Origin of the sequence: Trinickia violacea (assembly GCF_005280735.1) — a bacterium.
Lineage (GTDB): Bacteria > Pseudomonadota > Gammaproteobacteria > Burkholderiales > Burkholderiaceae > Trinickia_A > Trinickia_A violacea.
In genome coordinates, this window is the sequence record NZ_CP040078.1 from 2,256,609 (window position 1) to 2,280,825 (window position 24,217).

Here is a 24,217-nt window from a genome sequence, read left to right on the forward strand (position 1 = left end):
GGAACGAACCATGAAACGCACTACGTTACTCAATCGCTCACTCTTCGCCGCTCTGCTCCTCTCAATGTCCGTATCCGTGTTTGCCTCTCCTCCGCATATTTCGCCGCCATGGCACCCGCCTGTCGATATGGCGTCCGCATCTCTTCCGTCACCGGCAGAGGTCGATGTGAACAGTGCATCCGAGAAGGCGGCACCCGCTGCCCCAGCACAGGACTCGTGGACTGCAGTTGGCACGGGGACAGCAGTTCAAGTCAAAACTCGGGCGCAGGTCTACGCAGAGCTGGTAAAGGCGAGAGAAGCGGGCGTCATACCTGGCAGCAACTCTCACTACCCGGCCAGCGCCGACATGCAGGAGCGCAACCGCCGGCAATTCCAACAGGCCGAAAATTGGTGGCGACGAGGAGAACAGGTGAACGCCTCAGCACATTGAGTACGCCGTTTCACCACCACGGATGAGAGCAGTAACGGTCGATTAGATATCTGATCGCCAGTCCGATAGGACGACGCGTAGGGTGACTGATGTGCGCTCTCAAGGCTGGAGTCCAGGTGCATGTGTTCGGATTCCTAATTACCCAAGGCGGCCGATCTGGTTGCTGACAGGACAGTTTGGCGGCAGCCGTTCTGTCGCCAAACCCGAGCGCTCGCGGATGCGGGCGATGGCGCGTGATCGCGTTGACCCTCCGACAGCTATTTAGCTGGCAAGCCTTCGCGACATTTGAGTGCTTGGTCCTTGTCGATCATACATACCGCCTACCACGCATAGCTGGCGAACGCAGCACGCCGCGTGCACGCGGAAAGTCCGCACAACCGAAGGCAATCATGAAAGGGATTCTGACTTTTATCTTTCTGGCAGTCCTGTCTACATCTGCGCTTGCGAAACATGGCAGCGGCGCAGAACATGGTGGCGGCGGCAATGATTTCGACCAGCTGGCTGCACCCGCGCAGGCCGCGAGTGCGGCAACCGGCATTCCGGCGCGCTTCATCATCGGCCAGGCCGCACTCGAATCAGGCTGGGGCAAGAACGAGATCATGAAGGCGGACGGCACGACGAGCCACAACGTGTTCGGCATCAAGGCCACCAAAGACTGGACCGGCGAGACAGTTTCGACCGTCACGACCGAGTATGTAAGCGGCAAGCCGCACCGCGTCGTCCAGATATTCCGCTCCTACGATTCGTACGAGGAAGCGATGAACGATTACGCGAGCATGCTGAGGGCGAATCCGCGCTACGCGCAGGTACTGAACGCCTCGCTGGACGCGAACGGCTTTGCGAACGGCATGCAGCGCGCAGGCTACGCGACCGATCCGCATTACGCGAAAAAGCTCGTCTCGATCATGGAGAAGATAGGCTGAGCAGGTCCCGAGGTCGACGGCGGTGAGCCGCAGCAGGTGCAGTGACTGCAGTTGTGGTTAGGCGACGGTCGCCCACAGGTGCTGTATGCCTATCGCGATGGCCGGGGGTCGGCGCGATGCCGCCGATCGATGCGCGGCAATGCAGGGTGACAGCGGGCTGACCTGGTGACCTTATCCAACACCTCAAAGGGGTATTAGCCTGGACTTGATCTGACAGGTGGTCAGGTTACGAATCGTTTGTTGTCGTCGCAATCGCAACATGAGCGGCGTTGTTTATTGATTGCTTACCGAAATCTTCTTTTGAGTCGTCGTTGGGACATTGCTGAGGTAGAGCCCAACCCACCCTAATGTCCGCTAAGGCCGATGATGCGACTTGAATCATCGTTGATCGCATGACCGTTGATGGAGCGTAGCGGTCGCATGAGTGTCCAAATGTCGACCGCGACGAATGACTCTTCCTGGCCGGCAGAACGCGTTCATCCCGACCGCCGGAAACCTGCCGTTGTTGAGTACAACGGCAGCTCTGTAGAACGTTCTTCGAACTGGTGTTATCGGCCAGTTTCGGACAGTCGTCCTCAACGGCTAATTTGCTGACAATCAGATAGGCCAGCAACCCGAAAGCAGTGACGCGTCGCGTTAGACCACGACGCTCTCGGAACGGTGGTCCGCTCAAGAAGACAATTAAATCAACGTGGGTGTGCCTACAGGCCGCGGAGGCAATCGCGCGCACTCATCCGCCAACAATCAACGCGTCGTTGGCGCCCCCAGCTAGCCGCTCCGGGCTCCCGGCACGGCGGGCACGGTGACCAACCTCGACGGCGATCATCGGCCGCGGGAACGATTTTCTGAAAAGTGGTTTGAAGCTGTAACGCCTCGACGGGATGTTCATAAACCTGCGTGGCGAGCCGTATGTGCTACGGCATGTCGCCGACAAGCGTAGGACCCAACCCGGTGTCGAAGACCACCGATAACAAGCGTCACTGAGGCCCCTGGGACCGGTCGGTCCAGCCGTATTGCCGGAAAATCCGCAAACCTTCGGGGCTCTCGAGAAACTCCACGAATCGATGAGCGTCGGCGTTCCCTGTTCCGCGCTGCGTCAGCACGACACCGCAGTCGCGATAGAGGCGGTAACGCGACTCGACCGGCACTATGTCCGCAATCCCAGGATGAGCAACGGCCCAAATGTTGTAGACGATCCACGCATCGACAGACGGATCGCTGTTCCAACGCTTGAGCGCTTCGGCTGTGTTCGGTGCGAACGCGACAATGTTGCGTCTTAACGCCCTAACCTGCCGGATGTCGCCATCCCTGCCGACGAGATCCTCCCAGAGGCCGTTCTGGCCCGAGCCGTCTACCACCATGACATGCGCATCACCGCGCCATAGGTCGACAATGCCGCGAATGTGGTGCGGATTGCCGGGTCGCACGAGGATGACGGCTGGACGCAAGTAAAGTGGTTCCGCGCTATTGGCGTCCAATTCGTCACCGAACTTTGCAACGAATCCGGACATCATGTCTTCGGAGCCGGAGTAAATCAGGTCGGCGTTGGCGTGGGCCGCATCGGCCCACTGCGGGGTCGGGCCCGCAGTCACGTCGACTTCGATACCCGTTTTCTTCGCAAACTCCACGGCGGCGGCCTTCATGGCTGGTGCGGGGCCGCCGGGACCATACACATGAATAGGTTCCGCCGAATGGGATGGTGTGCTGACAATCAACGCAACGCCGAAACCCAACGCGGCGCAGAGCCGGACCACACGGTAAAGGTCACACATGGTAGTACTCCTTAAAATGTAGCTCTGCTGCACACCCGTGTGGGCATGCAGCAATCAAACAGAAAACTCCGAGCAGTCTGCGGCTCAGCCTTCAATTCACCTCGCCCCGGCCGAGAACAATGCGTCGACGGCATCGGCCTCTTCCATCAATTCCCGCACCGAAGCATCGATACGCTCGCGCGAAAGCGCATCGATCTCGAGCCCGGTCACCCGCTCGAACGCCCCGTTGCGGCAGATGACAGGCACGCCGAACATCAGACCTTCCGGAATCCCGTAGGAACCGTCCGAAGGCACGCTCATCGACACCCATTGGCCGGCGCTTCCATACACCCAGTCCCGCATCTGGTCGATGGCCGCATTCGCCGCCGAGGCGGCCGATGACGCGCCGCGCGCTTCGATGATTGCCGTGCCTCGCCGCGCCACTTCGGGGATGAATACGTCACGGTTCCAGCGCTCGTCGGCAAGCAGCGCGCGTGCCGAGTCTTGACCGATCTGCGCGTAGCGGTAATCGGGGTACATCGTCGGTGAGTGGTTGCCCCATACGACCATGCGGTTCACCGATGCGACGGGCACGCCACAGCGCGCAGCCAGCTTCGATACGGCGCGATTGTGATCGAGCCGGATCATCGCCGTGATCGCGTCAGCCGGCAGTTCAGGCGCGAAGCGGCGGGTAATCAGCGCGTTCGTGTTCGCGGGGTTGCCGACGACGAGCACCTTCACGTCGCGGCTTGCGACATCGTTGAGCGCCTGTCCCTGGGTGCGGAAGATGGCCGCGTTCGCGGCGAGCAGATCGCGCCGCTCCATGCCTTTCGTACGGGGACGCGAGCCCACCAGCAGCGCATAGTCGACATCGCGGAACGCGACGCGCGGGTCATCGCTGATCTCGACCGATTGCAGCAGCGGAAACGCGCAATCTTCAAGCTCCATCACGACGCCGCGCAGCGCATCGAGTGCCTGCGGAAGTTCGAGCAATTGCAGGATCACGGGCTGGTCGTCGCCGAGCAGATCGCCGCGTGCGACCCGAAACAGCAGCGAATAGGCAATCTGTCCAGCCGCACCGGTAACGGCCACACGTTTGACAGGCTTAACAGGTTTCAACACGATGACTCTCCTAAAGAGTGGTGATGTGATTCAAACGATTTGCCCTGACGCAGCTGCTGAACTCCGCCTGCGGCGGGCCTGGCATTAACGTCGGGCGCTCTGGAGGCGCGGCGCCGATGTCTCATTGGCCGCGCCCTCGTGGTCATGCGCCTAGTGCGCCGGGACAAGGCACGGCGCATGGAACAGTTGGCCACCCGCGAGTGCACGCAGCGTTTTCGACAGCACCACCAGCCATAGCCCGCCCAGCAGCATCGCAAGCGCGAAGCCGATCGCGGCGAAGCCGGCAAATCCCGTCACCCGATAAAGCCCCAGCGTGGCGAGCGTGAAGACGCCGAGCGGGAACGTGAATCCCCACCAGCCGAGGTTGAACGGCAGCCCCTCGGCGCGATAGCGCAGCGTGAAGAAGATGGCGGTAAGGAGCCACCAAAGGCCCGCACCCCAGAGCAGCAGCCCTCCGAGCACGCCGAGGTCACGTGCGAGGAGTGCGACGCTCGCGAGCGGAGTGCCGGCAAACGCGAGAGGTGCCGCCTGGCCAAGCGTGAGGAGCCCCAGTGCGCCAGTGCCGATCGGACCCAGCGTCAGCCAGCTCGACGGAGCTAGGTCGCGATGCGGCAGCTTGTGAATGAGAAGCCGGAAAAACACGATGGTCAGCACGGAAAACGCGAGCGGCACGGAGATCGCCCACAGCGCATAGCCCGCACCAATCGCGAAGCGAGCCGTTGCCACGTCCAGATGCGGCGCAAGCGTGGCAGCGCTCGACGCCGCCACTTCGGGCGCGACGATCGGCAGCAGGAGCACCGCGCTCAGACGCTCGAATGCATGGCTCTGCTCGGTGAACATCAGATACGGTACGCCGACCGCGACGACGACCGCCGCCACTGCGTCGATGCACCAAAGTTCGAAAGCGAGCGTAGCTGCGCCGGAATCGTGACCGGCGAACAGTACGATGCCGTTGATGATCGGAGCTAGGCCCATCGGCAGGGCGCCGAGGAACATCGACTGCAGCGGATGGTGCAGCAGCGGCCTGATCGTTTCCGGATAGAAAACGCAGCGGGCCGCGAACATCGCCGCAAACACGGCATAGAGCACGATATCCACACACCACAGCGCCTCGGCGAATGTCCTTTGTCCGCTGAAATGTACGGGTAGCGCGTTGAGCATGAGGAACACGATCCCGTTGCCCATCGTCACTGCGAACCAGTTCGGCGTGAACTGGCGAATCCTGTCTGTCAAGCCTTGCACCGCCGCACCAGGCGTGCGCACATATCGGTTCCTGGTCATGGTCATCTCCATCTAGAGCGCATCGGATGACTGCAATGTAGGCTGGTGCGTCATATACTAAAAATACATATTTGATATTCTTGCAATATGAAATTGATATGGAATGTCGATCATGAACTTTACGCATCTGGCTGCTTTCTTCGCAGTGGTGGAAACGGGTAGCGTCACCGGTGCGTCGGAACGACTGCACGTCAGCCAGCCCGCACTCACCCGGGAAATCCGCGAACTCGAGGACCGTTTGGGCGTACCGTTGTTCGACCGTTTGCCGCGCGGCATGCAGCCCACGGAAGCGGGCCGATTGCTTGCAGACCATGCGGCGCAGATTTTCGGTCTCGCCGACGCGGCGGAGATCGCGGTTGGCGAATTTGCCGGACTGACACGCGGACATCTCGGGCTCGCGACCAGCCGCACGATCGGCGCTTACCTGCTGCCGACCGTGCTCGACGAATTCCACCGCCTCTATCCAGGCATCGACGTCGAGGTGGCCGTCACGAACACCGAGCACGTCGAAGAGACCGTACTCGCTCACCAGCGCCAGATCGGGCTCATCGAGGGGCCATATGACGACGGTGCCTTCGACTCAATCTTGATCGGCCGCGACGAACTGATTGCGGTGGCCGCTCCTTCGCACCCGCTTGCGCGCGTGCGCCGGTTGACGGCGGCCAAGGTGGCTGAAGCCGGCCTGATACTGCGCGAACCCGGCTCGGGAACGCGCACGGCCGTCGAACAGGCACATGCAAAGCATGCGATCGAGTTGGCGCCGAAGTTGTCGGTCGGCAGTCCCGAGGCCATCAAACGACTCGTGCGGCTCGGACACGCCGTTTCCTGGGTCTCACGCCACGCGGTCGGCGAAGAAATCGCATCGGGTGCGCTCGTGCAGTTGCCCGTCGCGGACCTGAAGATCGAGCGCAACCTGAACATGATTTGGCGCAAGGCGCGAAGTCTGAGCCCCAGCGCTCGAGCGTTCCAGACGCTCGCCTGCCAGATGTGGGAGGCGGTTTAAATCAGCTCATCGACGCCGAAGGAAGGTCAATCGAAAGCCTTACTTGCGTAGATAACCTTCGGTGGCGGGGTCACTCATCACAAATGACACGACCGTGACGATGGCGCACAAGGCGGTGACGTACCAGAAGAACATCGACTCGACGCCTTGTGCCTTCAGGGACAAGGCGGCGTATTCGGCCGATCCGCCAAACACAGCGTTGGCAAGCGCATAGGGCAACCCGACACCGAGCGCGCGCACCTCGGGAGGAAACAACTCGGCCTTGATCAAACCGCTGATCGATGTGTACAGGCTCAGTACGGCAAGCGCGACGACGATCAAGGCGAACGCGATGTAGGGATTGGTGACAGTCCTGAGCGCATTGAGAAATGGAACGGTACCGAACGTCGCCAGTACGCCGAAAAGGATCATCGAACGTTTTCTGCCGATACGGTCCGACAACGCACCGAAGAGCGGCTGCATGAGCATGTACACGATCAACGCCACTGTCATCATGCCGCTGGCCGTCTTCGCAGACATACCCGCGCTGTTGACCAGATACTTTTGCATGTACGTCGTGAACGTGTAGAACGCCAGCGAACCACCCGCCGTAAAGCCGATCACGGTCGCCACGGCCCGCTTGTGCGCGAAGAGTCCCGAGAGGGTTCCGGCTTCAGCGTTGTGCCGGTTGCGCGCCGTCGTCGTCTCCTCGAGCGAACGACGCAGGTACACAGCAACGATCGCCCCAATCGCACCTAACGCAAAAGGTATCCGCCAGCCCCATGACACCAGCTCGTCATGCGAGAGGAACTGTTGCAACAGAACGACCACGATGAGCGCAGCGATCTGCCCGGAGATCACGGTGACGTACTGAAAGGACGCGAAGAACCCGCGACGCCCCGACTGCGCGATCTCACTCATATACGTTGCGCTCGTGCCGTATTCGCCGCCGACGGAAAGGCCCTGCACACAGCGTGCGGCCAGCAGCAACAGAGGCGCCGCTGCGCCGATCTGCGCATAGGTCGGCAATATCGCTATGGCAAGCGAGCCGCCGCACATCATCAGCACCGACATCAACATCGCCTTGCGCCGGCCATGCCGGTCCGCAAGCCGGCCGAAAAACCAGCCGCCCACGGGGCGCATCAAGAAGCCGGTTGCGAACACCCCCGCGGTGTTCAGCAATTCCGTCGTCCTGTTACCGGAAGGGAAAAATGCATGCGCGAAATAAAGCGAGCAGAACGAATAGATAAAAAAATCGAACCATTCGACCATGTTGCCGGCCGAGGCCCCGACGATCGCCCGAATCATTCGACGCGTGTCGGCAGCCGTTGGCATCGCATCCGATGCCAGAGCATTGGCTTTCATATGTGTCTCCATGTCGGCTGGCCTTAGCGCTTTAGCGCTTAGGGCAGTCCCATGCAACGCCCACAAGGGCTCCGCTGGCGGTCTGGCGCCGCCTTGGAAATAGGGATTCGGGTTATCGGTCGGGCGAAAACACGTCGCGCCCGACCAGGTGGATCTGCGTTATCGAAGCACGAATGGGTTGCCGGTGGGGGCACCGGTATTGATCCAGACGCTCTTCGTCTGCAGGTATTCGTTGATCGCGTCGATGCCGTTCTCGCGCCCGAGGCCTGAGTCTTTGTAGCCTCCGAACGGAGACAGATAGCTCACCGCCCGGTATGTGTTCACCCATACCGTGCCTGACTCGACGCGCTCGGCCATCCTGAAGGCACGGCCGATATCGCTCGTCCAGACGCCGGCACCCAGCCCGAAGCGCACGTCGTTCGCGATCGCGACCGCTTCCTCCTCCGTGTCGAAGCGAATGACCGACAACACCGGACCGAACACTTCCTCCTGCGCGATGCGCATGTCGTTCGTCACGCCGGTAAAGATGGTCGGCTCGACGAACCACCCCGCCCCGCACTCCTCCCGTGTTGCGGCCTTGCCGCCCAACGCGAGACTGGCGCCCTCCTCCTGGGCGATGTCGATGTAGTTCAACACCTTCTCGTATTGAGGCGGCGTCGTGATCGGCCCGACTTGGGTATCCGCGTGCATCGGGTCGCCCATGCGTGCCGTTTTCGCAAGTGCCACGACGCGCTCGACGACCTCATCGTAGACGCCGGACTGAACGAGCAGTCGCGAACCAGCAATGCAGGTCTGCCCGGTCGCCGCAAAAATACCCGAGACCGCTCCGTTCACGGCATCCTCTAGCTTCGCATCGTCGAAAACGATATTCGGTGACTTGCCACCCAACTCTAGACCGACATGCTTGAAGTCACGGGCGGCCTGTTCATTGATTCGCCGCCCAGTCGAGTCCGCCCCCGTAAATGTGATCTTACGGACGAGCGGATGCGATACGAGTGCGCTCCCGGCCTCATTGCCGAATCCCGTCACGACGTTGACGACGCCCGGCGGAAAGCCCACCTCGTCGAGCAGTTCGACCCATTCGAGCGTGGAGGACGAGGTGAATTCGGACGGCTTGATCACCACCGTGCAGCCGGCCGCCAGCGCCGGCGCGAGCTTCCAGGTGAGAAGCATCAACGGCGAGTTCCACGGCGTGATGATCGCCACCACGCCCAGCGGCTCGCGACGCGTGAAGTTGAAGAACCCTTTCTTGTCGAGCGGAATGACGTCGCCCTGGATCTTGTCGGCAAGACCGCCGTAATACCGAAACCACTGCGGCAGATACTGCAGTTGCGCATGCATCTCGGCGAACAGCTTGCCGTTGTCGCGCACTTCAATTTCTGCAAGGCGGGAAGCATGCTCGGCAATGCGGTCGGCGAGCCGGCACAACAGCAGCCCCCGGGCACTGGGTGTCAAATCCTTCCACGCACCCGAGCTGAAAGCGCGATGCGCGGCGTGAACTGCGCGGTCCACGTCGGACTCGTTGCCGCGCGCGATCTGCGCCCACGGCGCACCGGTGAACGGGTTATCGCTGTTGAACCATTGACCGCTCGCGGATTCGCACCGCTTGCCGTCGATATAGAGTGAGTAGCGCTGCATGTCGGTCTCGCCCGGGACAATCAGAATGGCTGGAAACCGAGCCCGGCCCGGAAGCGGTTCTTGATGTACACGCCATCGCGCGCAGGCAGCGCACGCGGCGGTTCGTCAGCCCGGATATGGACCTGCGCGAATGTCGTCCCCCGACGGGCATTCACGCGCTCGACGATTTGCGCATAGTCCGCTTCGTGCCACACGGCGAACGAATCGGCGAGACCGAAACCCTTCGATACCGCGACGAGGTCGGTACCCAGGCTCGAGTGACTTTGTTGCATGCCAGTCTCGCCATAGTGACCATTGTCGAGAACGACGATCGTCAGGTTCTTGGGTTGCTTGGCGCCAATGGTGCCGAGCGCGCCAATGCCCATCAGTTGCTCGCCATCGCCGGTGACAACCAGTACTGGCCTCTCCGGCTGTGCCAGCGCAAGCCCGAGGCCCAGTGCCGCCGCCCCTCCCATCGCACCCCAGAGATAGAAATTGCCGACGCGGTCCCCAGCAGCGAAGACGTCATACGACGGCGAACCCAGCCCGCTCACGACCAGGGCGTTTGGCACCCCCGCCAGCAATTGGGCCACGAATGTGCGGCGATCGATCACCGCCGTCCTGTTCTGCTCGCTCATTACTTTCTCTCCCACTTCTTGCGGCCGATAAGGCTTTGCGACAGCAGCACAGCGACCTGCTCCCCTGCTTCAAATGCGGCATCGAAACCCGCGCTGACGATTTCCTCGACGTCTTCCGGACGGTCCGCGCGCAGCACCGTGATGCCCATCAATTCGAGTGCGGCTTGCGTCGTCTTGCCCATCGGTCCCTGCCACGGATTGAACTCGGCATACTCGCCGCGCATGGTGACGAGCGTGAAGAACGGGAAGCGGCAGCTTTGCAGCAGCGAGAACATGTTCACGCAGTTGCCGACGCCGCTGCTTTGCATCAGCAGCGCGGCCCGCTGCCCGCCTAGCCAGGCACCGCTGACGAGGGCGACGCCCTCTTCCTCGGTGGTCAGCACGACGTCTTCGATTTCCGGGTCGTCCTTCGCGCGCCGAATCACGTGCGAATGCCCTGCGTCCGGTACGTACGCGACCTGCCGTACGCCGCCCGCCTTCAGGACCGAAAAAATGGACTCCTGCCACGCCGGCGCTTGTCCCGTTGCGGTGCTCATTCGATTTGCTCCTTAGCAAAGTGGATGAGCACATCATAGAATTAGATACGAGACACCATGAAATAGAGATTTGTGATTCAGGAATCACGAATCGGCATGGAATGACCCTGGATAGCCCAAATGGACATCAAGCAACTGCGAGCGCTCCTCGCCGTCGCGGAGACGGGTAGCGTGACCCGTGCTGCCGAGACGCTGCATATCGTGCAGCCGGCCGTGTCGCGACATCTGAAGCTGCTCGAGGAGGACATCGGCACCGCGCTGTTCGATCGCGGCCGCTATGGCATGGAGCTGACCGAGGCCGGCGAGATTCTCGTGGAATACGCGCGGCGAGCTCTGCAGGAGCTCGATCGGGCGCGATCGGAAATCCAGCCGAACGACGCGCAGGTTTCGGGCGTCGCGACGATCGGTCTATTACCGAGCACGTCGGGCCTGCTCGCGGGTGCGCTTGTGAGCGCCGTCAAAGCCCGTTATCCCGCGATCCGCCTGCGGATCACCGTCGGATACGCGGGCCATCTGCAGAAGTGGCTCGAATCGGGCGAAGTCGACGCCGCATTGCTGTACAACCCCAAGACAACGCCCACCATTCAGGCGCAGGTCCTGCTCGAAGAAAGTCTGTTTGTTGTCGGCCCGCCTTCGTCCGAACTGGAGCCGTCACACCCCGTTCCGTTTGCCGATCTGAGCCAGTGGCCGATGATTCTGACAAGCGCGCCACACGGCATTCGCAGCCTCCTTGAACAGGCCTGCCGTGATACCGGCGTCACGCTGAATGTGGCGGCAGAGACGAATTCGATGGACGTGCAGAAGACGCTCGTGGCATGCGGGCACGGCTTTACCATCCTGCCCGCCATTGCCGTGAACGAAGACGTCACGCGCGGACTTTTGCGCACGGCACCGTTGTGCAATCCAGAACTGCAGCGCCGCATCGCGCTGGCGTTGCCCAACACGCGCCGCATGGCGATTGCGGTGCGATGCGCAACGGCTTTGCTGGTAGACGAAATGAAAATCGCGGTCGAGCGCGGGGACTGGCCTTCTGCGCGCTGGTTGGGAGAGTGATGTCGGTTCGTTCGTGTCTTGCTCAGCCGGCAGAAGGCGAAGCGTCGCGCAGTTCGATTCCGGTCCATACACCGTGGGAACACAGCTCCGCAATCAGTTCGCAGATCGTCTCGCGTACCGCTAGCGACGCGGAACTAACAGGAAGCGCGTTCGGCCAGCAGAGGCTGGCTGGCCGACGGATAACCGAGTCGACGATGCGACGCATCCTGGGACGATCGGCCGGCGCCCGCAGTGCGAGCGCCGAAGCAGGCAGAATCGTGCAGGCCGTTCCGGACTGAGCGATTGACAGCAACATGGGGAGTGAATCAACGTCCGCGATGATGTTAAGCGGCACTTGCTCGCGAGCGAAGGTGCGCTCGAGCAGAAGTCTCAATCCGTTCGACACGCCAGGCGCTACGAGCGGTACGTCGGCCAGCGCCGACAACGCGCACGTGCGCGAGCGTCCGGTCACCGCGCCGCCGGGCTCGCCCATCACGTGCAGGTCTTCGTCGAGCACCGGCAGAGCACTGATGCCCGGCGTATTCGTATCACGGAACAGTATCGCAAGATCGAGGCGCCCATTGGCGAGCAACTCGTTCAGGTAGCCGCTCATGCTTTCGAAGAACTGCAACCGGATGCCCGGATAACGCTGTCTGACACGCTCGAATACCGGCATCGCCAGGACAGACGCCATGGTAGTGGGAAGCCCGACCGCAACCGTTCCCGATTCCGCCCCGACACCCTCCCGAACCTCCTGGCGCAGTTGCTCCATCTGATGCAGGACGAGACGCGCATGTCGATACATCGCTTGCCCGGCGGCGGTCGGCTTCACGCCCTGCGAACTGCGAATGAGCAGAGGAACACCGACGTCGTCCTCCAGCTTCGCGATCTGCTGGCTCAGTGACGGCTGCGCGACGTAGAGCTTTTCCGCAGCTTTGCCAAGGCTTCCATAATCGACGATGTTCACGAAGTAGCGGAGCTGGCGTATGTCCATGACCGGAGCCTGCGGAAAACGAAGAGCCATAGGATACGCTTATGCCCCGCACATTCAATCGATATTTCCAGAGTACGGATCATTCACCTAGAGTCGTCTCATTCCAATTCGAAAGCGCCGACCCACGTGGCGCTGGAGACGACCTCCATGAATGTTCCCTCGCCCGCTCCTCATTCGCAGCCGGTTCAGACCGTCGCGGACATCATTTCTCCCGCCCCGGCTGCCGCGCTCAGCGCCACACTCGACTGTCGCGAAGCGCCCCTTAGCGGCGACCCGCTGCCGCCGATCTGGCACTGGCTCTATTTCTGGACGGCTGCGCCGCAAGCCGAATTGGGAAGCGACGGGCATCCGCAAAAAGGCGGGTTCCTCCCCGATCTCGGGCTGCCGCGGCGCATGGCCGCGGGCGGCCGGATCAGCTTCAACGCTGCGCTCCCCATCGGTTCGAGCGCCGAGCGCGTGTCGCGCGTCATGTCCGTCGAACACAAGGAAGGCCGCAGCGGCCGACTCGCATTCGTAACCGTCGAGCACGAAATCAGGACGGGCGGCGTCACGGTGATCCGCGAAGAGCAGGACATCGTCTATCGCGAACCGGCCCAACCCGGGCAGCCGCAGCCGAAACCCACGCTCGCGCCTTCGGGCGCCGAATGGGAACGCATCATCGCGCCGACCGAAGTGCTGCTGTTTCGCTATTCCGCGCTGACCTTCAACGGTCATCGCATCCACTACGACCGCGACTACGCGCGCGAGGTCGAAGGCTACCCCGATCTCGTCGTCCACGGACCGCTGATCGCCACGCTGCTGCTCGACACCGTCGGGCGCTTCGCCCCCGAGGCGATCGTGCGGGAGTACGCGTTCAAGGCCGTGAGGCCGACTTTCCTCGGCAACCCCTTCGCCGTTTGCGGCCGACGCGCAGCCGACGGCCAATCGATCGACCTGTGGGCCAAAGACCACGAGGGCTACCTGACGATGTCCGCCCGCGCCGTGATCGCTTGACCCAACCCATCACCCATCGGAATTCACACCATGAACGTAGCAGTCGACCCTTTCCAGGACATCCGTGAAGCCATCCGCGACCTGTGCGGCCAGTTTCCAGCCGAGTACTTTCGCAAGATCGACGAAGAGCGCGGCTATCCGGAAGCCTTCGTCGACGCGCTCACCAAGGCGGGTTGGCTCGCGGCGTTGATCCCGCAGGAGTACGGCGGTTCGGGGCTCGGTCTCACCGAGGCGTCGGTGATCATGGAGGAAATCAACCGCAGCGGCGGCAACTCCGGTGCATGCCACGGCCAGATGTACAACATGGGCACGTTGCTGCGTCATGGCTCGGCCGAGCAAAAGGCGCTCTATCTGCCGAAGATCGCGTCCGGCGACCTGCGGCTGCAGTCGATGGGCGTAACGGAGCCCACCACCGGCACCGATACGACGAAGATCAAGACAACCGCGTTGCGCAAAGGCGACCGCTACGTGGTCAATGGCCAGAAAGTCTGGATCTCGCGCATCCAGCACTCCGACCTGATGATCCTGCTGGCACGGACCACGCCGCTGTCTGACGTGACGAAGAAAAGCGAAGGCATGTCCATCTTTATCGTGGATCTGCATGAAGCGATCGGCAAAGGCATGACCGTGCGCCCGATCCCCAACATGGTCAACCACGAGACCAACGAACTCTTCTTCGACAATCTGGAGATTCCTGCCGAAAACCTGATTGGCGAGGAAGGCAAAGGCTTCAAGTACATCCTCGACGGCCTGAACGCCGAACGCACGCTGATCGCAGCCGAATGTATCGGCGATGGTTACTGGTTCGTCGACAAGGTCTCGCAGTATGTGAAGGATCGTGTCGTATTCGGACGTCCGATCGGCCAGAACCAGGGCGTCCAGTTCCCGATCGCGCGCTCGTTCATCAATGTCGAAGCGGCCAGCCTGATGCGTTTCGAGGCAGCGCGCCGCTTCGATGCCCACGAGCCGTGCGGCGCGCAGGCCAACATGGCAAAGCTGCTCGCCGCTGACGCATCGTGGGAAGCCGCGAATGCCTGTCTGCAATTCCATGGCGGCTTTGGCTTTGCCTGCGAGTACGACGTCGAGCGCAAGTTCCGCGAAACGCGGCTCTATCAGGTCGCGCCGATCTCGACGAATCTGATTCTCTCCTATGTCGCCGAGCACATCCTCGGTCTGCCCCGTTCGTTCTGACGAGGACTTTCCGATCATGCGCCCTCTCGAAGGCATCAAGGTCATCACGTTCGAGCACGCGATTGCGGCGCCGTTCTGCACGCGACAACTCGCGGATCTCGGTGCCCGCGTCATCAAGGTCGAGCGCCCCGGCACCGGCGACTTTGCGCGTAACTACGACGAGCGTGTCCACGGACTCGCGTCGCACTTCGTATGGACTAACCGCTCGAAGGAAAGCATCACGCTCGACGTCAAGCGGCCCGAGGCGATGGAAGTCGTGCATGGGCTGCTGGCCGACGCCGATGTGTTCGTGCAGAACCTCGCGCCCGGCGCCACGCAGCGGCTCGGGCTCGACTACGAGTCCCTGCAGGCCCGCTATCCGAAACTGATCGTCTGCGACATCTCCGGCTATGGGCTCGACGGCCCCTACCGCGACAAGAAGGCTTACGACCTCCTCATTCAGAGCGAGTCGGGCTTTCTCAGCATTACGGGGTCAGTTGGTGAGCCAGCGAAGGCCGGCTGTTCGATCGCCGATATCGCGGCAGGCATGTACGCCTACACCAACATCCTCGCAGCGCTCATCGAGCGCGGAAAGACGGGGCGCGGCCGACGCATCGATGTATCGATGCTGGAAAGCATGGTCGAGTGGATGAGCTACCCGTTGTACTACGCGATCGACGACCAGACGCCTCCCAAACGCGCGGGTGCCTCGCACGCGACGATCTATCCTTACGGCCCGTTCAAGGCCGGCGACGGCAAGACCGTAATGCTCGGCCTCCAGAACGAGCGGGAATGGAAGCGCTTCTGTGAAGCCGTGATCCAGAGGCCGGACCTGGCCGCCGACACCCGTTTCTGTTCGAACAGCCGTCGCGTCGAAAACCGCGTCGAACTCGGTCATCTGATCGATCAAGCGTTCTCTTCTCTGACAGCACGACAGGTCATCGAGCGTCTCGACGAGGCCAGCATTGCAAATGCGCAAATGAACGATATGCAAGCCGTCTGGGCTCACGAGCAACTTGCCGCGAGAAAGCGCTGGACCCGAGTAGCGACGCCGGCCGGGGAAATCCCCGCTCTCTATCCCCCCGGCCTCGGGCATGAAGATGGCCCCCGCATGGACCCGGTACCCGCGCTTGGCCAACACACGGACGCGATCTTGCAGGAGCTCGGGTACTCGGAAGCTCACATTCACGACCTGCACCAAACCGGCGCTGTCTGAGCCAATCGCCGACCCTCGACGTTCCACCACAAGCAAGCGTTTCGGCATCCATTCAGATGCCAAGGCGCTCTATGACATCGGAGACAACCATGGCAGTTTCTGTCAACGCCGCAGGCCGGCTCGATCGGCTACCCATATCCAGATTTCACTGGAAAATTCTTGGTCTGATCGCCGGCGGGGCCTTCCTCGACGCCTTCGATATCTATCTTGCGAACGGCTCCGTCGCCGCGATGGTCAAGGAAGGGTTCACGGATCTCCACCACGGCGCGATGTTCGTCTCGTCGACATTCGTCGGCATGATGATCGGCGCGTTCGCCGCCGGCTACGTCGGCGACCGGCTCGGGCGCCGCTACTCCTATCAGCTGAATCTGGCGGTCTTCGGCATCGCTTCCCTCGCTGCGTGCTTTGCGCCGACCATCGAATGGCTCATTGCACTGCGCTTCGTCATGGGCATCGGCCTGGGCGCCGAACTCGTTGTGGCCGCAGGCACGCTGGCCGAATTCGTGCCGCCTGCCACCCGGGGGAAATGGGTATCGCTGCTTGCCATCATCACCAATAGCGGTCTCTTCGCAGCTCTGGCGGCCGGCTATTGGATCATCCCGCATCTCGGTTGGCGCTACATGTTCGCGGTCGCAGGCATCGGCGCTTTGATCGTCTGGTTCCTGCGGCATCGTATGCCGGAGTCGCCGCGCTGGCTCGAATCGGTGGGAAGGCTTCAAGAAGCGGAAGCGACGCTCTCGGCCATCGAGCAGGAAGTCAGCGCGCAGGTCGGCAAGCTGCCGCCGATACGGCGTACTGTCGATCTGAATGTGGGCAAAGCGCCCTTAAGCGCACTCTTTTCGCGTGGCATGCGCGCTCGCACGGCCGTCGCGGCGTTGACCGCCATCGGCGTGAATGTGGGGCTTTACGGATTTATCGCGTGGCTGCCGACCTTCTTCGTCACCGAGGGGCTTTCAGTCGTCAAATCGCTCGGGTTCGTGTTTCTCATGTCGATCGGCTCGCCGGTCGGCGGCCTGATTGGATATTTGACGGCAGATCGACTGGGGCGGGCCAAAGGCATCGTGATTGCATCCGTGCTGAGCGTTGCGCTCGGCTGGCTCTACGTGACGCTAAAGGATACGACCGCGATCGTTCTCGTCGGATTCTGCCTTGTCAGCGCCATCTATACGATCACGACACTGGGCCTTTTCGGCTACATTCCCGAACTGTTTCCGACCGAGGTGCGCCTGCGCGGGACCGGTGTAGCCGGCACGTGCGGCCGTGCATCGTCCATTGCCACGCCTTATCTCGCATTGTTGCTGTACGAGCGATTCGGCGTCTCGGGTGTGATCGCAATGATCAGCGTTGTTCTGGCGGTACTGTGCGTCGCGATTGGCCTGTTGCGCGTCGAGACCAGTCGTCACGCGCTGGAAGATATCGCACCGGGCACCAGCGATGCGGACACTCTGCCCAACGCAGCAGCCGTCCAACAGCATCGTTAGGCCTTAATCGCCGGGACGAGCGGAACAAGGCGCCGATTTCGACGCTTTTTTCCGCGCCCAATTGCTTCAACCGCATTGCTCCCGAAAGGGCGACACGATCATGCTGGCGTTTGGGCGGCTTTACGCTTTACGGCACTGTCGAGCGCGAGCAGTTGCTGCGCTCGCAGCAGCACGGGCCGGTCGATCATCTTGCCATCCAGCGTGACCGCTCCTGCCCGCGACGCGGCCGCCGCCTCGACGACGCGTGCCGCCCAACGCAGTTCCTGCTCGCTCGGACGATAGCAGCGATGCACGGCTTCGATCTGGTTCGGATGAATGCAAAGCTTCGCGCCAAAGCCCTGGCGCTTGCCGTTCAGCGCATCGCGCTCGAGTCGGCCGATATCGTGGATGTCGGGTGTGACGCCATCGACCGGCGCTTCGATACCGGCCACGCGCGATATAAGCGCGAGTTGCGCGCGATGATGATTCAGGGGCTCGCCGTCGTCGTCCATTCCCATCTCAGCGATGAAGTCGAGCGTGCCGAACATCAGCCGTCTAACGCACGGCGCCTTGGCGATCTCCAGCGCATTCCACATCCCGAGTGCGCTCTCGACGAGTGGAAAAACCGGCACGCGGCGACGCGCGATGGAAACCGTCGCCACGATATCGGCGGCCTGCTCGGCCTTCGGCAGCACAATGCCCGCCACGCCGTCCAGCGTGCCGAGCTTCGCATCCTGCTCGAACCACGGCGTGGCGCGCGCGTTGATGCGTACCAGCACCGGGTGCCTCCGCGACACCCATTGGGCAACGTGCTCTCGTGCTGCCTCCTTGGCTGATGGCTCGACGGCGTCTTCGAGATCGATGATGACCGCGTCCGCACCGCTCGATAGCGCCCGATCGAAGCGATCAGGCCGGCTGCCTGGCACGAACAGGAAAGACTGCGGCGAGAACTCCGCATTGCTCAGCTCACCGCGTTGATGCAGCGCGGGCTGTGAAGCATTCCGGTTAGAGTGCATTGGCCAACTCCGGGACGACGGCGAAGAGATCACCAACGAGGCCGTAATCAGCCACGCTGAAAATCGGTGCTTCCGGGTCCTTGTTGATCGCGACGATCACCTTCGAGTCTTTCATGCCAGCCAGGTGCTGAATCGCGCCCGAGATGCCGACCGCCACGTACAGCTGCGGCGCGACGATCTTGCCCGTTTGGCCCACTTGGTAGTCGTTCGGCACGTAGCCCGCGTCGACCGCCGCGCGCGACGCGCCCAGCGCCGCGTTCAGCTTGTCCGCCAGCGGCTCGAGCACCTTCGTATAGTTCTCGCCGCTGCCCAAGCCGCGCCCGCCCGACACGACGATGTGCGCGCTCGTCAATTCGGGGCGGTCCATCTTCGTCACTTCGCGGTTCACGAACTGCGAAATGCCGGCGTCGGCCGCGGCTTCGATCTTCTCAACGGCTGCGCTACCGCCTTCGGCCGCGACCGCGTCAAAACCCGTCGCACGCACCGTGATCACCTTGATCGGATCGCTCGATTGCACCGTCGCGATCGCGTTGCCCGCGTAGATCGGACGCTCGAACGTGTCCGCGCTGTCCACTGCGGTGATTTCGCTGATCTGCGCCACGTCGAGCTTCGCTGCCACGCGCGGCGCGATGTTCTTGCCGTAGGCCGTCGCCGGCGCCAGGATGTGCGAGTAGTCCTTCGCCGGGTCTTGCACCAGCGTCAGCACCGTCGCTTCGACGTTTTCCGCCAGGCCCTCGGCCAGTTGCGGCGCGTCGGCGAGCAGCACTTTGCTGACACCCGCGATCTTCGAAGCGGCATCCGCTGCGGCTTGCGCGTTGTGGCCCACCACCAGCAGGTGAATGTCGCCGCCAATCTTCTGTGCGGCCGCGACCGTGTTCAGCGTCGCGCCCTTGATCGACGCGTTGCCCCCCAAGGGGACTTCCTTCGGGGCGTCGTGTTCGGCAATTACCAGAATCGTCATCTCTATCGTCTCCGCGTCCGTCTCACAGTACCTTGGCTTCGGTCTTCAGCTTCTCGACCAGCGTCTTCACGTCCGGCACCCTCACGCCGGCGCTGCGCTTGGGCGGCTCCGTGACTTTCAGCGTCTTCAGGCGCGACGCGACGTCCACCCCAAGGTCTTCGGGCTTCAACGTTTCCAGCGGCTTCTTCTTCGCCTTCATGATGTTCGGCAGCGTCACATAGCGCGGCTCGTTCAGGCGCAGATCGGTGGTGACAACTGCGGGGAGCTTCAGCGACAGCGTTTCCGCACCGCCGTCGACTTCACGCGTGATGGTCGCCTTGTCATCAGCGATCACGACCTTCGACGCAAACGTCGCTTGCGGCAGGTTCGCCAGCGCGGCGAGCATCTGGCCGGTCTGGTTGCTGTCGTCGTCGATCGCTTGCTTGCCGAGGATCACCAGCTGCGGCTGCTCTTTGTCGACCACTGCCTTGAGCAGCTTCGCGACCGCCAGCGGCTGCAGGTCTTCATTCGATTCGATCAGGATCGCGCGGTCCGCGCCGATCGCCAGCGCCGTGCGCAGCGTTTCCTGACATTGCGCCACACCCGCCGACACCGCGATCACTTCCGTCGCCACGCCGGCTTCCTTCAGGCGCACCGCCTCTTCCACCGCGATTTCGTCGAACGGATTCATCGACATCTTCACGTTCGCGATGTCCACACCCGTGTTGTCCGACTTCACGCGGACCTTCACGTTGTAGTCGACTACTCGTTTTACTGGCACCAAAAGCTTCACGCCGGTCTCCTCGCTGAACTGATAGGCATGGGGTTACATAGGCCCTTTATTACACGCGGATTCGCTCGACCCGGCTACTATCGATTGGCTCTGCCGGTCATAGCTCGCGCCTATCGGCCGCACAGCGCTCCCCCAATGGGACGCCCGTTCGGCAAAACCACTCATCTAGCCACTGCCTGATTGCGCCGTCCCCTCGTCCCTTCAACTCCCCCTCGAGCTGCCGGCCAAGTTGGGACCGAGATGGCACGGAGGGATACGGAAAATTCCATAGGAGAACGACATATATGTCGCCCGACTTTGGGGTTCGACGGACCCGCCGGTGACCTCTGCGCCGCGCTCGACATCGACGAAGCGTCGTCACTTGCCTGGTTGACGAAGCGATATCCCGACACGGACAACGCACGGCTGATTCGCCGGTGGCAATGCCATGGCAACCCCAAGCGCCGATTTGTCAGATGAATCCCGTGTCAGGATTTCCCGACACGCGAATCAGCACGCTCTGTACGCACGTTCCGCGCATCCCGAATGTGATCGGTAATTTGCGCACCTACGATAGGCCTGTCGGTAAATCACCGACGCCGCAGCGATAAATCAAGAATCCATGGTCTCGGGGTTTCGACGGCACAGCCCAAATTGGCTGTGTGGGAAAGCGCATGGGCTTCGATGAACTCACCGACGACGAATGGGCGATGTTGGCTCACCTCTTTGCCGACAAGCCGATCGTCAGTCTCCATCCGCGTGGCAGGCCGCGCGCGCAATCGCGCGACGTCGCCAACGCGATTCTCTGGATGCTCACGACCGGTCGGCCTTGGACGAGATTGCCTGAGGGCTCTCCGTCGATTCCGACGTGCCGGCGCCGTTACGACGAGTGGCGCGAAAGCGGCGCGCTCGACGAAATGCTGCGGCTGCTGACGGACGCCGGGCGCATGATTCCCCGCCGCCTGCAGCGGTCGAGTCAGCCCGCAGCGGTCAGTCCGCGCGACCCGCGCGGCCCGGACAGCGTGCGGGCTCCGGCGACGCCACTGGAAACGGCGTGCGTTCCGGCCCCCCATCGCGTGTTCTGGAGCAGTCCTGGTTCATGGCAGCCGCCGTCGCCCTCGCCCGCTTCGAACGATCCGGAGGTGCCTGCGCAACCGTTTCGCTCGAAGGGGCGGCTGTGGATGGGGCTCGCCTCCCACGGCGCGAGAGTGGTGGACGAGCGCGGCTACGTGATCTACGCGGCGGCCGACGTAGTCGGCGACCAGACCTTTCGCGGCTGGGCGGAGATTACGATGCACGGCAGGCGTGTGGCGCGCTCGGGGCTCGTCGGCTGCGCTTTCTCCGACATGATGGCTGCCCAGCAATACGCGCTCGAGTGGGCGCGCCAGTGGGTCGAACGCGATTGCTGCGCGAGAGAACGTAATCACTTCGACGACCGTCAAACCGACCGGGACCTCGAGCACAGCGACGCTCACGTGGGAATTTCCTGACAGCGCCCGGCCCATTCCTACTGGCTTTTCGGCGATCGCCGACTGCTTAGTAGGCTTTGGGAAGCTAGCATTGGACTGACGACGCAGCATGAAGGACATGGCATGCCCCGTACACGGACTTTCTCCGAATTTTCAGCCGAAGGGATTTTGTCGGCGATGCGACCCGACCGCGATTATCGCGCGGGGTTCATTGCCCAATCGTTGGGGGTGAGCTGCAAGGATGTCCGGCGGCTTCTCGACAGGTTGGTCGAAAGCGGTCAGTTGCGAATGCGTTTCGACGAACACAGCCATGAGCACCGCTTCCTGCTGCGCGCCCCGCAGTCGCCGCAGATCGCGCAATCGCGCGAGATCGGACGGCGGCTCACCGAAGTGCTCTCCAACTACGAAAACGAAATGCGCGAGCGCGCCGCCCTTTGCATGATGGTGCGGCGCGGGTACTGAGCGGCGCGCCCGTTTGTCTGACGACGTCGGTCGTCAGAGCATCTCGTTGCCGATCCACTCGATGACGGACGTCCGTTTCGGCGTCCAGCCAAGCTGCGTTCTCGCGCGCTCTCCCCGCACGCGGCTGTTCGACCCCAGGCCGTACGACGCCATCTCGTATCCCCATTCCTCGATCGCGGCTTCAAGCGGCCAGTCTTGCGCTTCGCCCAGCCTGAGTGCCGCAGCGATCGCCGACGACATCTCGCGATACGAGGCTTCACCGCTTTCGACGAAATAGAACGTCCCGGCTGGCGCTTTTTCGAGCGCAAGCCGATAGAGCTCGACGACATCGTCGATATGCACGTTCGACCAGATGTTCTCGCCGGCGCCCACGTGCCGCACGATTCCGCTCTTTTGCGCTTGCCGCACCAGACGCGGCAATTGCACGCTGGCGCTGCCGGCCACCGCGCCGTGTCCGTAGATCAGCGTGTTGCACAGCACGACCGAGCGGATGCCACGCTTCGCTGCATCGAGCACGAGGCGGTCGATCGCGACGCGCGCCGCTTTGTCCTCGGTCGGTTCGGGCAACGCGTCTTCGCGATAGATCGCCGTGCTGCCTTTGCCGCCCGATGCATCGCCGACAATGCTCGAACCGCTTGTGTGCAACAACGGCTTGCCGGAGCCCGCCAGTGCCTCGATCAGCGCTTCCACCGCGCCGCGATGATCGCTGCTCGCGGCGTTGATGACGGCGTCGGCGGCGCGCGCTTCGTCGATGAGCAGCGCGCGATCGTCGAGCGAGCCGACAACCGGCTCGATGCCAAGCCGCCGCATCTCGTCGCCTTGTTCTTCGCGGCGGATAAGCCCCCGCACCTGATGTCCCGCGCGCACGAGACCCGCCGCGATCGAACCGCCGATAAACCCGCCCGCTCCTGTTACGAAAATCTTCACGACCGACTCCTTGGCTAGCAATACGTTGCAATGCGTGCCATGCAGCCGGTGGTCCGACTGCATTCACGATGGCGCCCAGTATCAGTCGATCCGATCTTTGCAAAAACCGTGTTAACCTCAAATCATTCTTGATTTCAAATCAACAATCGATGAAAACCTCGACCGATGAGCTGCTGGTGTTCGTCACCGTGATCGACAGCGGCTCGATCACCGCTGCCGCGGAGAAGCTGCAGCAGACGGTCTCCGGCCTGAGCCGCGCGCTCGCGCGCCTGGAGCAGAAGCTCGACGTCGCGCTCGTGCGCCGCACGACGCGGCGGCTGCAGCTGACCGAAGAGGGCGAACTGTTTCTGCTGCGCGCACGGGCGATTCTCGCGGCGATGGAGGATGCGGAAGCGTTCGTCGCGCAGCGACGCAGGCGGCCGTCGGGGCGGCTGCGGGTCGACGCCGCGTCGCCGTTCATGCTCCATTGCATCGCGCCGCACATGAAGGCGTTTTCGGCGCTCTACCCCGAGATCCGGCTCGAGCTGACGAGCAACGAGCGCATCGTCGATCTGCTGGAGCAGAAGGTCGACATCGCGATTCGCATCGGGGTGCTGCAGGATTCGACGCTGCATGCTCGCGCGCTCGGCAACTCAAGACGGCGCGTGCTCGCAAGTCCAGCTTATTTGGACGAGCACGGCGAACCGCGTTCCGTCAACGCGTTGCGCGAGCACAAGCTGATCGGCTTCACGGCGCCGGAGTTGCTGAACCGTTGGCCGCTGCGCGTCGAAGGCGGCGGCGATGGAGAAACAGAATCGCTAAAGATCGAGCCGGCGATTGCCGCGTCGAGCGGCGAGACGATCCGCCAGCTCGCGCTCTCACATTGGGGCATCGCGTGTCTTTCCGACTTCATGACGGCCGCCGATGTGCGCGAAGGGCGGCTCGTGCCGATACTCGAAGCTGTGCGAGTCGAAGAAAAGCAGCCGGTTCATGCCGTCTATTACCAAAGCGCGGCGCTTGCGGAGCGGGTGCGGTGCTTTTTGGATTTCATCGGCGCGCGGCTGCGGCTGTAGCATCCGGAACGAACCAGCACAGCGTCGGTGCCCACAGCCTGGAAAACACCGCCCATTTCCGCGTTTGCC

22 protein-coding genes and 1 pseudogene are annotated in these 24,217 nt (G+C 62.4%); 11 read left to right on the plus strand and 12 right to left on the minus strand.

The genetic code is table 11. From position 1 onward, the window contains the following. Positions 1–10 precede the first annotated feature (10 nt). The gene (locus FAZ95_RS40750; RefSeq protein ID WP_175425824.1) at positions 11–430 is read left to right on the plus strand and encodes a DUF4148 domain-containing protein; all 420 of its coding nucleotides are present in this window, start codon (positions 11–13) and stop codon (positions 428–430) included. Positions 431–921: 491 nt separating this feature from the next. Continuing rightward, a pseudogene (gene flgJ, locus FAZ95_RS32220) lies at positions 922–1,353 on the plus strand (flagellar assembly peptidoglycan hydrolase FlgJ); the annotation flags it as partial. 977 nt (positions 1,354–2,330) lie between these two features. Here flgJ and FAZ95_RS32225 read toward each other — a convergent pair. From FAZ95_RS32225 to FAZ95_RS32235, 3 genes are all read right to left on the minus strand, one after another. Continuing rightward, a complete protein-coding gene (locus tag FAZ95_RS32225; protein ID WP_254700033.1) occupies positions 2,331–3,179 on the minus strand; it encodes a substrate-binding domain-containing protein in 849 nt (282 codons plus the stop codon). A 42-nt stretch (positions 3,180–3,221) separates the two neighbouring features. After that, the gene (locus FAZ95_RS32230; RefSeq protein ID WP_137337713.1) at positions 3,222–4,223 is read right to left on the minus strand and encodes a malate dehydrogenase; all 1,002 of its coding nucleotides are present in this window, start codon (positions 4,221–4,223) and stop codon (positions 3,222–3,224) included. A gap of 153 nt (positions 4,224–4,376) precedes the next feature. Beyond that, a complete protein-coding gene (locus FAZ95_RS32235; RefSeq protein WP_137336454.1) occupies positions 4,377–5,507 on the minus strand; it encodes a TDT family transporter in 1,131 nt (376 codons plus the stop codon). Positions 5,508–5,619: 112 nt separating this feature from the next. Between FAZ95_RS32235 and FAZ95_RS32240 the strand changes: the two genes are divergently transcribed. After that, positions 5,620–6,510 carry a LysR family transcriptional regulator gene (locus FAZ95_RS32240; protein ID WP_137336455.1) on the plus strand — a complete coding sequence of 297 codons (891 nt, stop codon included), beginning with the start codon at positions 5,620–5,622 and terminating at the stop codon, positions 6,508–6,510. Between the two features lie 39 nt (positions 6,511–6,549). Here FAZ95_RS32240 and FAZ95_RS32245 read toward each other — a convergent pair whose 3' ends face one another. From FAZ95_RS32245 to FAZ95_RS32260, 4 genes are all read right to left on the minus strand, one after another. After that, entirely contained in the window at positions 6,550–7,854 is a 1,305-nt protein-coding gene (locus tag FAZ95_RS32245) for an MFS family transporter (protein ID WP_137336456.1), read from the minus strand. A 159-nt stretch (positions 7,855–8,013) separates the two neighbouring features. After that, entirely contained in the window at positions 8,014–9,492 is a 1,479-nt protein-coding gene (locus FAZ95_RS32250) for an aldehyde dehydrogenase (protein WP_137336457.1), read from the minus strand. 20 nt (positions 9,493–9,512) lie between these two features. After that, positions 9,513–10,109, minus strand: coding sequence for a thiamine pyrophosphate-dependent enzyme (locus tag FAZ95_RS32255; protein ID WP_137336458.1), 597 nt, complete (start codon positions 10,107–10,109; stop codon positions 9,513–9,515). Further along, the gene (locus FAZ95_RS32260; protein ID WP_137336459.1) at positions 10,109–10,645 is read right to left on the minus strand and encodes a thiamine pyrophosphate-binding protein; all 537 of its coding nucleotides are present in this window, start codon (positions 10,643–10,645) and stop codon (positions 10,109–10,111) included. The genes FAZ95_RS32255 and FAZ95_RS32260 overlap by 1 nt, the downstream gene beginning before the upstream one ends. Before the next feature lie 120 nt (positions 10,646–10,765). On the opposite strand from FAZ95_RS32260, the gene FAZ95_RS32265 reads away from it, so the two are divergent. Next, positions 10,766–11,698, plus strand: coding sequence for a LysR family transcriptional regulator (locus FAZ95_RS32265; RefSeq protein ID WP_137336460.1), 933 nt, complete (start codon positions 10,766–10,768; stop codon positions 11,696–11,698). A 22-nt stretch (positions 11,699–11,720) separates the two neighbouring features. Here FAZ95_RS32265 and FAZ95_RS32270 read toward each other — a convergent pair whose 3' ends face one another. Continuing rightward, complete coding sequence (locus FAZ95_RS32270; protein ID WP_137336461.1) at positions 11,721–12,671, minus strand: LysR substrate-binding domain-containing protein; 951 nt, start codon at positions 12,669–12,671, stop codon at positions 11,721–11,723. Positions 12,672–12,818: 147 nt separating this feature from the next. On the opposite strand from FAZ95_RS32270, the gene FAZ95_RS32275 reads away from it, so the two are divergent. The 4 genes from FAZ95_RS32275 (at position 12,819) to FAZ95_RS32290 (ending at position 17,531) form a co-directional block, all read left to right on the plus strand. Beyond that, positions 12,819–13,664 carry an HTD2 family dehydratase gene (locus FAZ95_RS32275; RefSeq protein WP_137336462.1) on the plus strand — a complete coding sequence of 282 codons (846 nt, stop codon included), beginning with the start codon at positions 12,819–12,821 and terminating at the stop codon, positions 13,662–13,664. Between the two features lie 30 nt (positions 13,665–13,694). Further along, a complete protein-coding gene (locus FAZ95_RS32280; protein WP_137336463.1) occupies positions 13,695–14,855 on the plus strand; it encodes an acyl-CoA dehydrogenase family protein in 1,161 nt (386 codons plus the stop codon). A gap of 16 nt (positions 14,856–14,871) precedes the next feature. Continuing rightward, a complete protein-coding gene (locus tag FAZ95_RS32285) occupies positions 14,872–16,050 on the plus strand; it encodes a CaiB/BaiF CoA transferase family protein (protein ID WP_137336464.1) in 1,179 nt (392 codons plus the stop codon). Between the two features lie 89 nt (positions 16,051–16,139). Beyond that, positions 16,140–17,531 (plus strand): MFS transporter, encoded by a 1,392-nt coding sequence (locus FAZ95_RS32290; protein ID WP_137336465.1) that lies wholly within the window; start codon positions 16,140–16,142, stop codon positions 17,529–17,531. Between the two features lie 98 nt (positions 17,532–17,629). On the opposite strand, the gene FAZ95_RS32295 is transcribed toward FAZ95_RS32290, so the two are convergent. From FAZ95_RS32295 to FAZ95_RS32305, 3 genes are read right to left on the minus strand one after another with little or no spacing between them, the layout of a single operon-like run. Then, the gene (locus FAZ95_RS32295) at positions 17,630–18,526 is read right to left on the minus strand and encodes an HpcH/HpaI aldolase/citrate lyase family protein (protein WP_137336466.1); all 897 of its coding nucleotides are present in this window, start codon (positions 18,524–18,526) and stop codon (positions 17,630–17,632) included. Next, complete coding sequence (locus FAZ95_RS32300; protein ID WP_137336467.1) at positions 18,516–19,487, minus strand: electron transfer flavoprotein subunit alpha/FixB family protein; 972 nt, start codon at positions 19,485–19,487, stop codon at positions 18,516–18,518. The genes FAZ95_RS32295 and FAZ95_RS32300 overlap by 11 nt, the downstream gene beginning before the upstream one ends. 22 nt (positions 19,488–19,509) lie before the next feature. Next, entirely contained in the window at positions 19,510–20,259 is a 750-nt protein-coding gene (locus FAZ95_RS32305) for an electron transfer flavoprotein subunit beta/FixA family protein (RefSeq protein WP_137336468.1), read from the minus strand. Between the two features lie 653 nt (positions 20,260–20,912). On the opposite strand from FAZ95_RS32305, the gene FAZ95_RS32310 reads away from it, so the two are divergent. Next, entirely contained in the window at positions 20,913–21,728 is an 816-nt protein-coding gene (locus FAZ95_RS32310; protein WP_254700040.1) for a DUF6566 family protein, read from the plus strand. 102 nt (positions 21,729–21,830) lie between these two features. After that, positions 21,831–22,169, plus strand: coding sequence for a hypothetical protein (locus tag FAZ95_RS32315; RefSeq protein ID WP_137336469.1), 339 nt, complete (start codon positions 21,831–21,833; stop codon positions 22,167–22,169). A 33-nt stretch (positions 22,170–22,202) separates the two neighbouring features. Here FAZ95_RS32315 and FAZ95_RS32320 read toward each other — a convergent pair whose 3' ends face one another. Continuing rightward, positions 22,203–23,096, minus strand: a complete 894-nt coding sequence (locus FAZ95_RS32320) for an NAD-dependent epimerase/dehydratase family protein (protein ID WP_137336470.1) — start codon at positions 23,094–23,096, stop codon at positions 22,203–22,205. A 149-nt stretch (positions 23,097–23,245) separates the two neighbouring features. Here FAZ95_RS32320 and FAZ95_RS32325 point away from each other — a divergent pair, with 149 nt between their 5' ends. Then, on the plus strand, positions 23,246–24,148 hold the full coding sequence (locus FAZ95_RS32325; protein WP_137336471.1) for a LysR family transcriptional regulator: 903 nt from the start codon (positions 23,246–23,248) through the stop codon (positions 24,146–24,148). Positions 24,149–24,217 lie beyond the last annotated feature (69 nt).

What these genes read in the sequence shown, in the direction of transcription:
- FAZ95_RS32325 (WP_137336471.1), top strand. Translation starts at nt 23,246, where the DNA reads ATGAAAACCTCGACCGATGAGCTGCTGGTGTTCGTCACCGTGATCGAC.
- FAZ95_RS40750 (WP_175425824.1), top strand. Translation starts at nt 11, where the DNA reads ATGAAACGCACTACGTTACTCAATCGCTCACTCTTCGCCGCTCTGCTC.
- FAZ95_RS32275 (WP_137336462.1), top strand. Translation starts at nt 12,819, where the DNA reads ATGAATGTTCCCTCGCCCGCTCCTCATTCGCAGCCGGTTCAGACCGTC.
- FAZ95_RS32315 (WP_137336469.1), top strand. Translation starts at nt 21,831, where the DNA reads ATGCCCCGTACACGGACTTTCTCCGAATTTTCAGCCGAAGGGATTTTG.
- FAZ95_RS32295 (WP_137336466.1), bottom strand. Translation starts at nt 18,526, where the DNA reads ATGCACTCTAACCGGAATGCTTCACAGCCCGCGCTGCATCAACGCGGT.
- FAZ95_RS32280 (WP_137336463.1), top strand. Translation starts at nt 13,695, where the DNA reads ATGAACGTAGCAGTCGACCCTTTCCAGGACATCCGTGAAGCCATCCGC.
- FAZ95_RS32260 (WP_137336459.1), bottom strand. Translation starts at nt 10,645, where the DNA reads ATGAGCACCGCAACGGGACAAGCGCCGGCGTGGCAGGAGTCCATTTTT.
- FAZ95_RS32235 (WP_137336454.1), bottom strand. Translation starts at nt 5,507, where the DNA reads ATGACCAGGAACCGATATGTGCGCACGCCTGGTGCGGCGGTGCAAGGC.
- FAZ95_RS32310 (WP_254700040.1), top strand. Translation starts at nt 20,913, where the DNA reads ATGGGCTTCGATGAACTCACCGACGACGAATGGGCGATGTTGGCTCAC.
- FAZ95_RS32265 (WP_137336460.1), top strand. Translation starts at nt 10,766, where the DNA reads ATGGACATCAAGCAACTGCGAGCGCTCCTCGCCGTCGCGGAGACGGGT.
- FAZ95_RS32300 (WP_137336467.1), bottom strand. Translation starts at nt 19,487, where the DNA reads ATGACGATTCTGGTAATTGCCGAACACGACGCCCCGAAGGAAGTCCCC.
- FAZ95_RS32285 (WP_137336464.1), top strand. Translation starts at nt 14,872, where the DNA reads ATGCGCCCTCTCGAAGGCATCAAGGTCATCACGTTCGAGCACGCGATT.
- FAZ95_RS32290 (WP_137336465.1), top strand. Translation starts at nt 16,140, where the DNA reads ATGGCAGTTTCTGTCAACGCCGCAGGCCGGCTCGATCGGCTACCCATA.
- FAZ95_RS32245 (WP_137336456.1), bottom strand. Translation starts at nt 7,854, where the DNA reads ATGAAAGCCAATGCTCTGGCATCGGATGCGATGCCAACGGCTGCCGAC.
- FAZ95_RS32240 (WP_137336455.1), top strand. Translation starts at nt 5,620, where the DNA reads ATGAACTTTACGCATCTGGCTGCTTTCTTCGCAGTGGTGGAAACGGGT.
- FAZ95_RS32255 (WP_137336458.1), bottom strand. Translation starts at nt 10,109, where the DNA reads ATGAGCGAGCAGAACAGGACGGCGGTGATCGATCGCCGCACATTCGTG.
- FAZ95_RS32250 (WP_137336457.1), bottom strand. Translation starts at nt 9,492, where the DNA reads ATGCAGCGCTACTCACTCTATATCGACGGCAAGCGGTGCGAATCCGCG.
- FAZ95_RS32270 (WP_137336461.1), bottom strand. Translation starts at nt 12,671, where the DNA reads ATGGACATACGCCAGCTCCGCTACTTCGTGAACATCGTCGATTATGGA.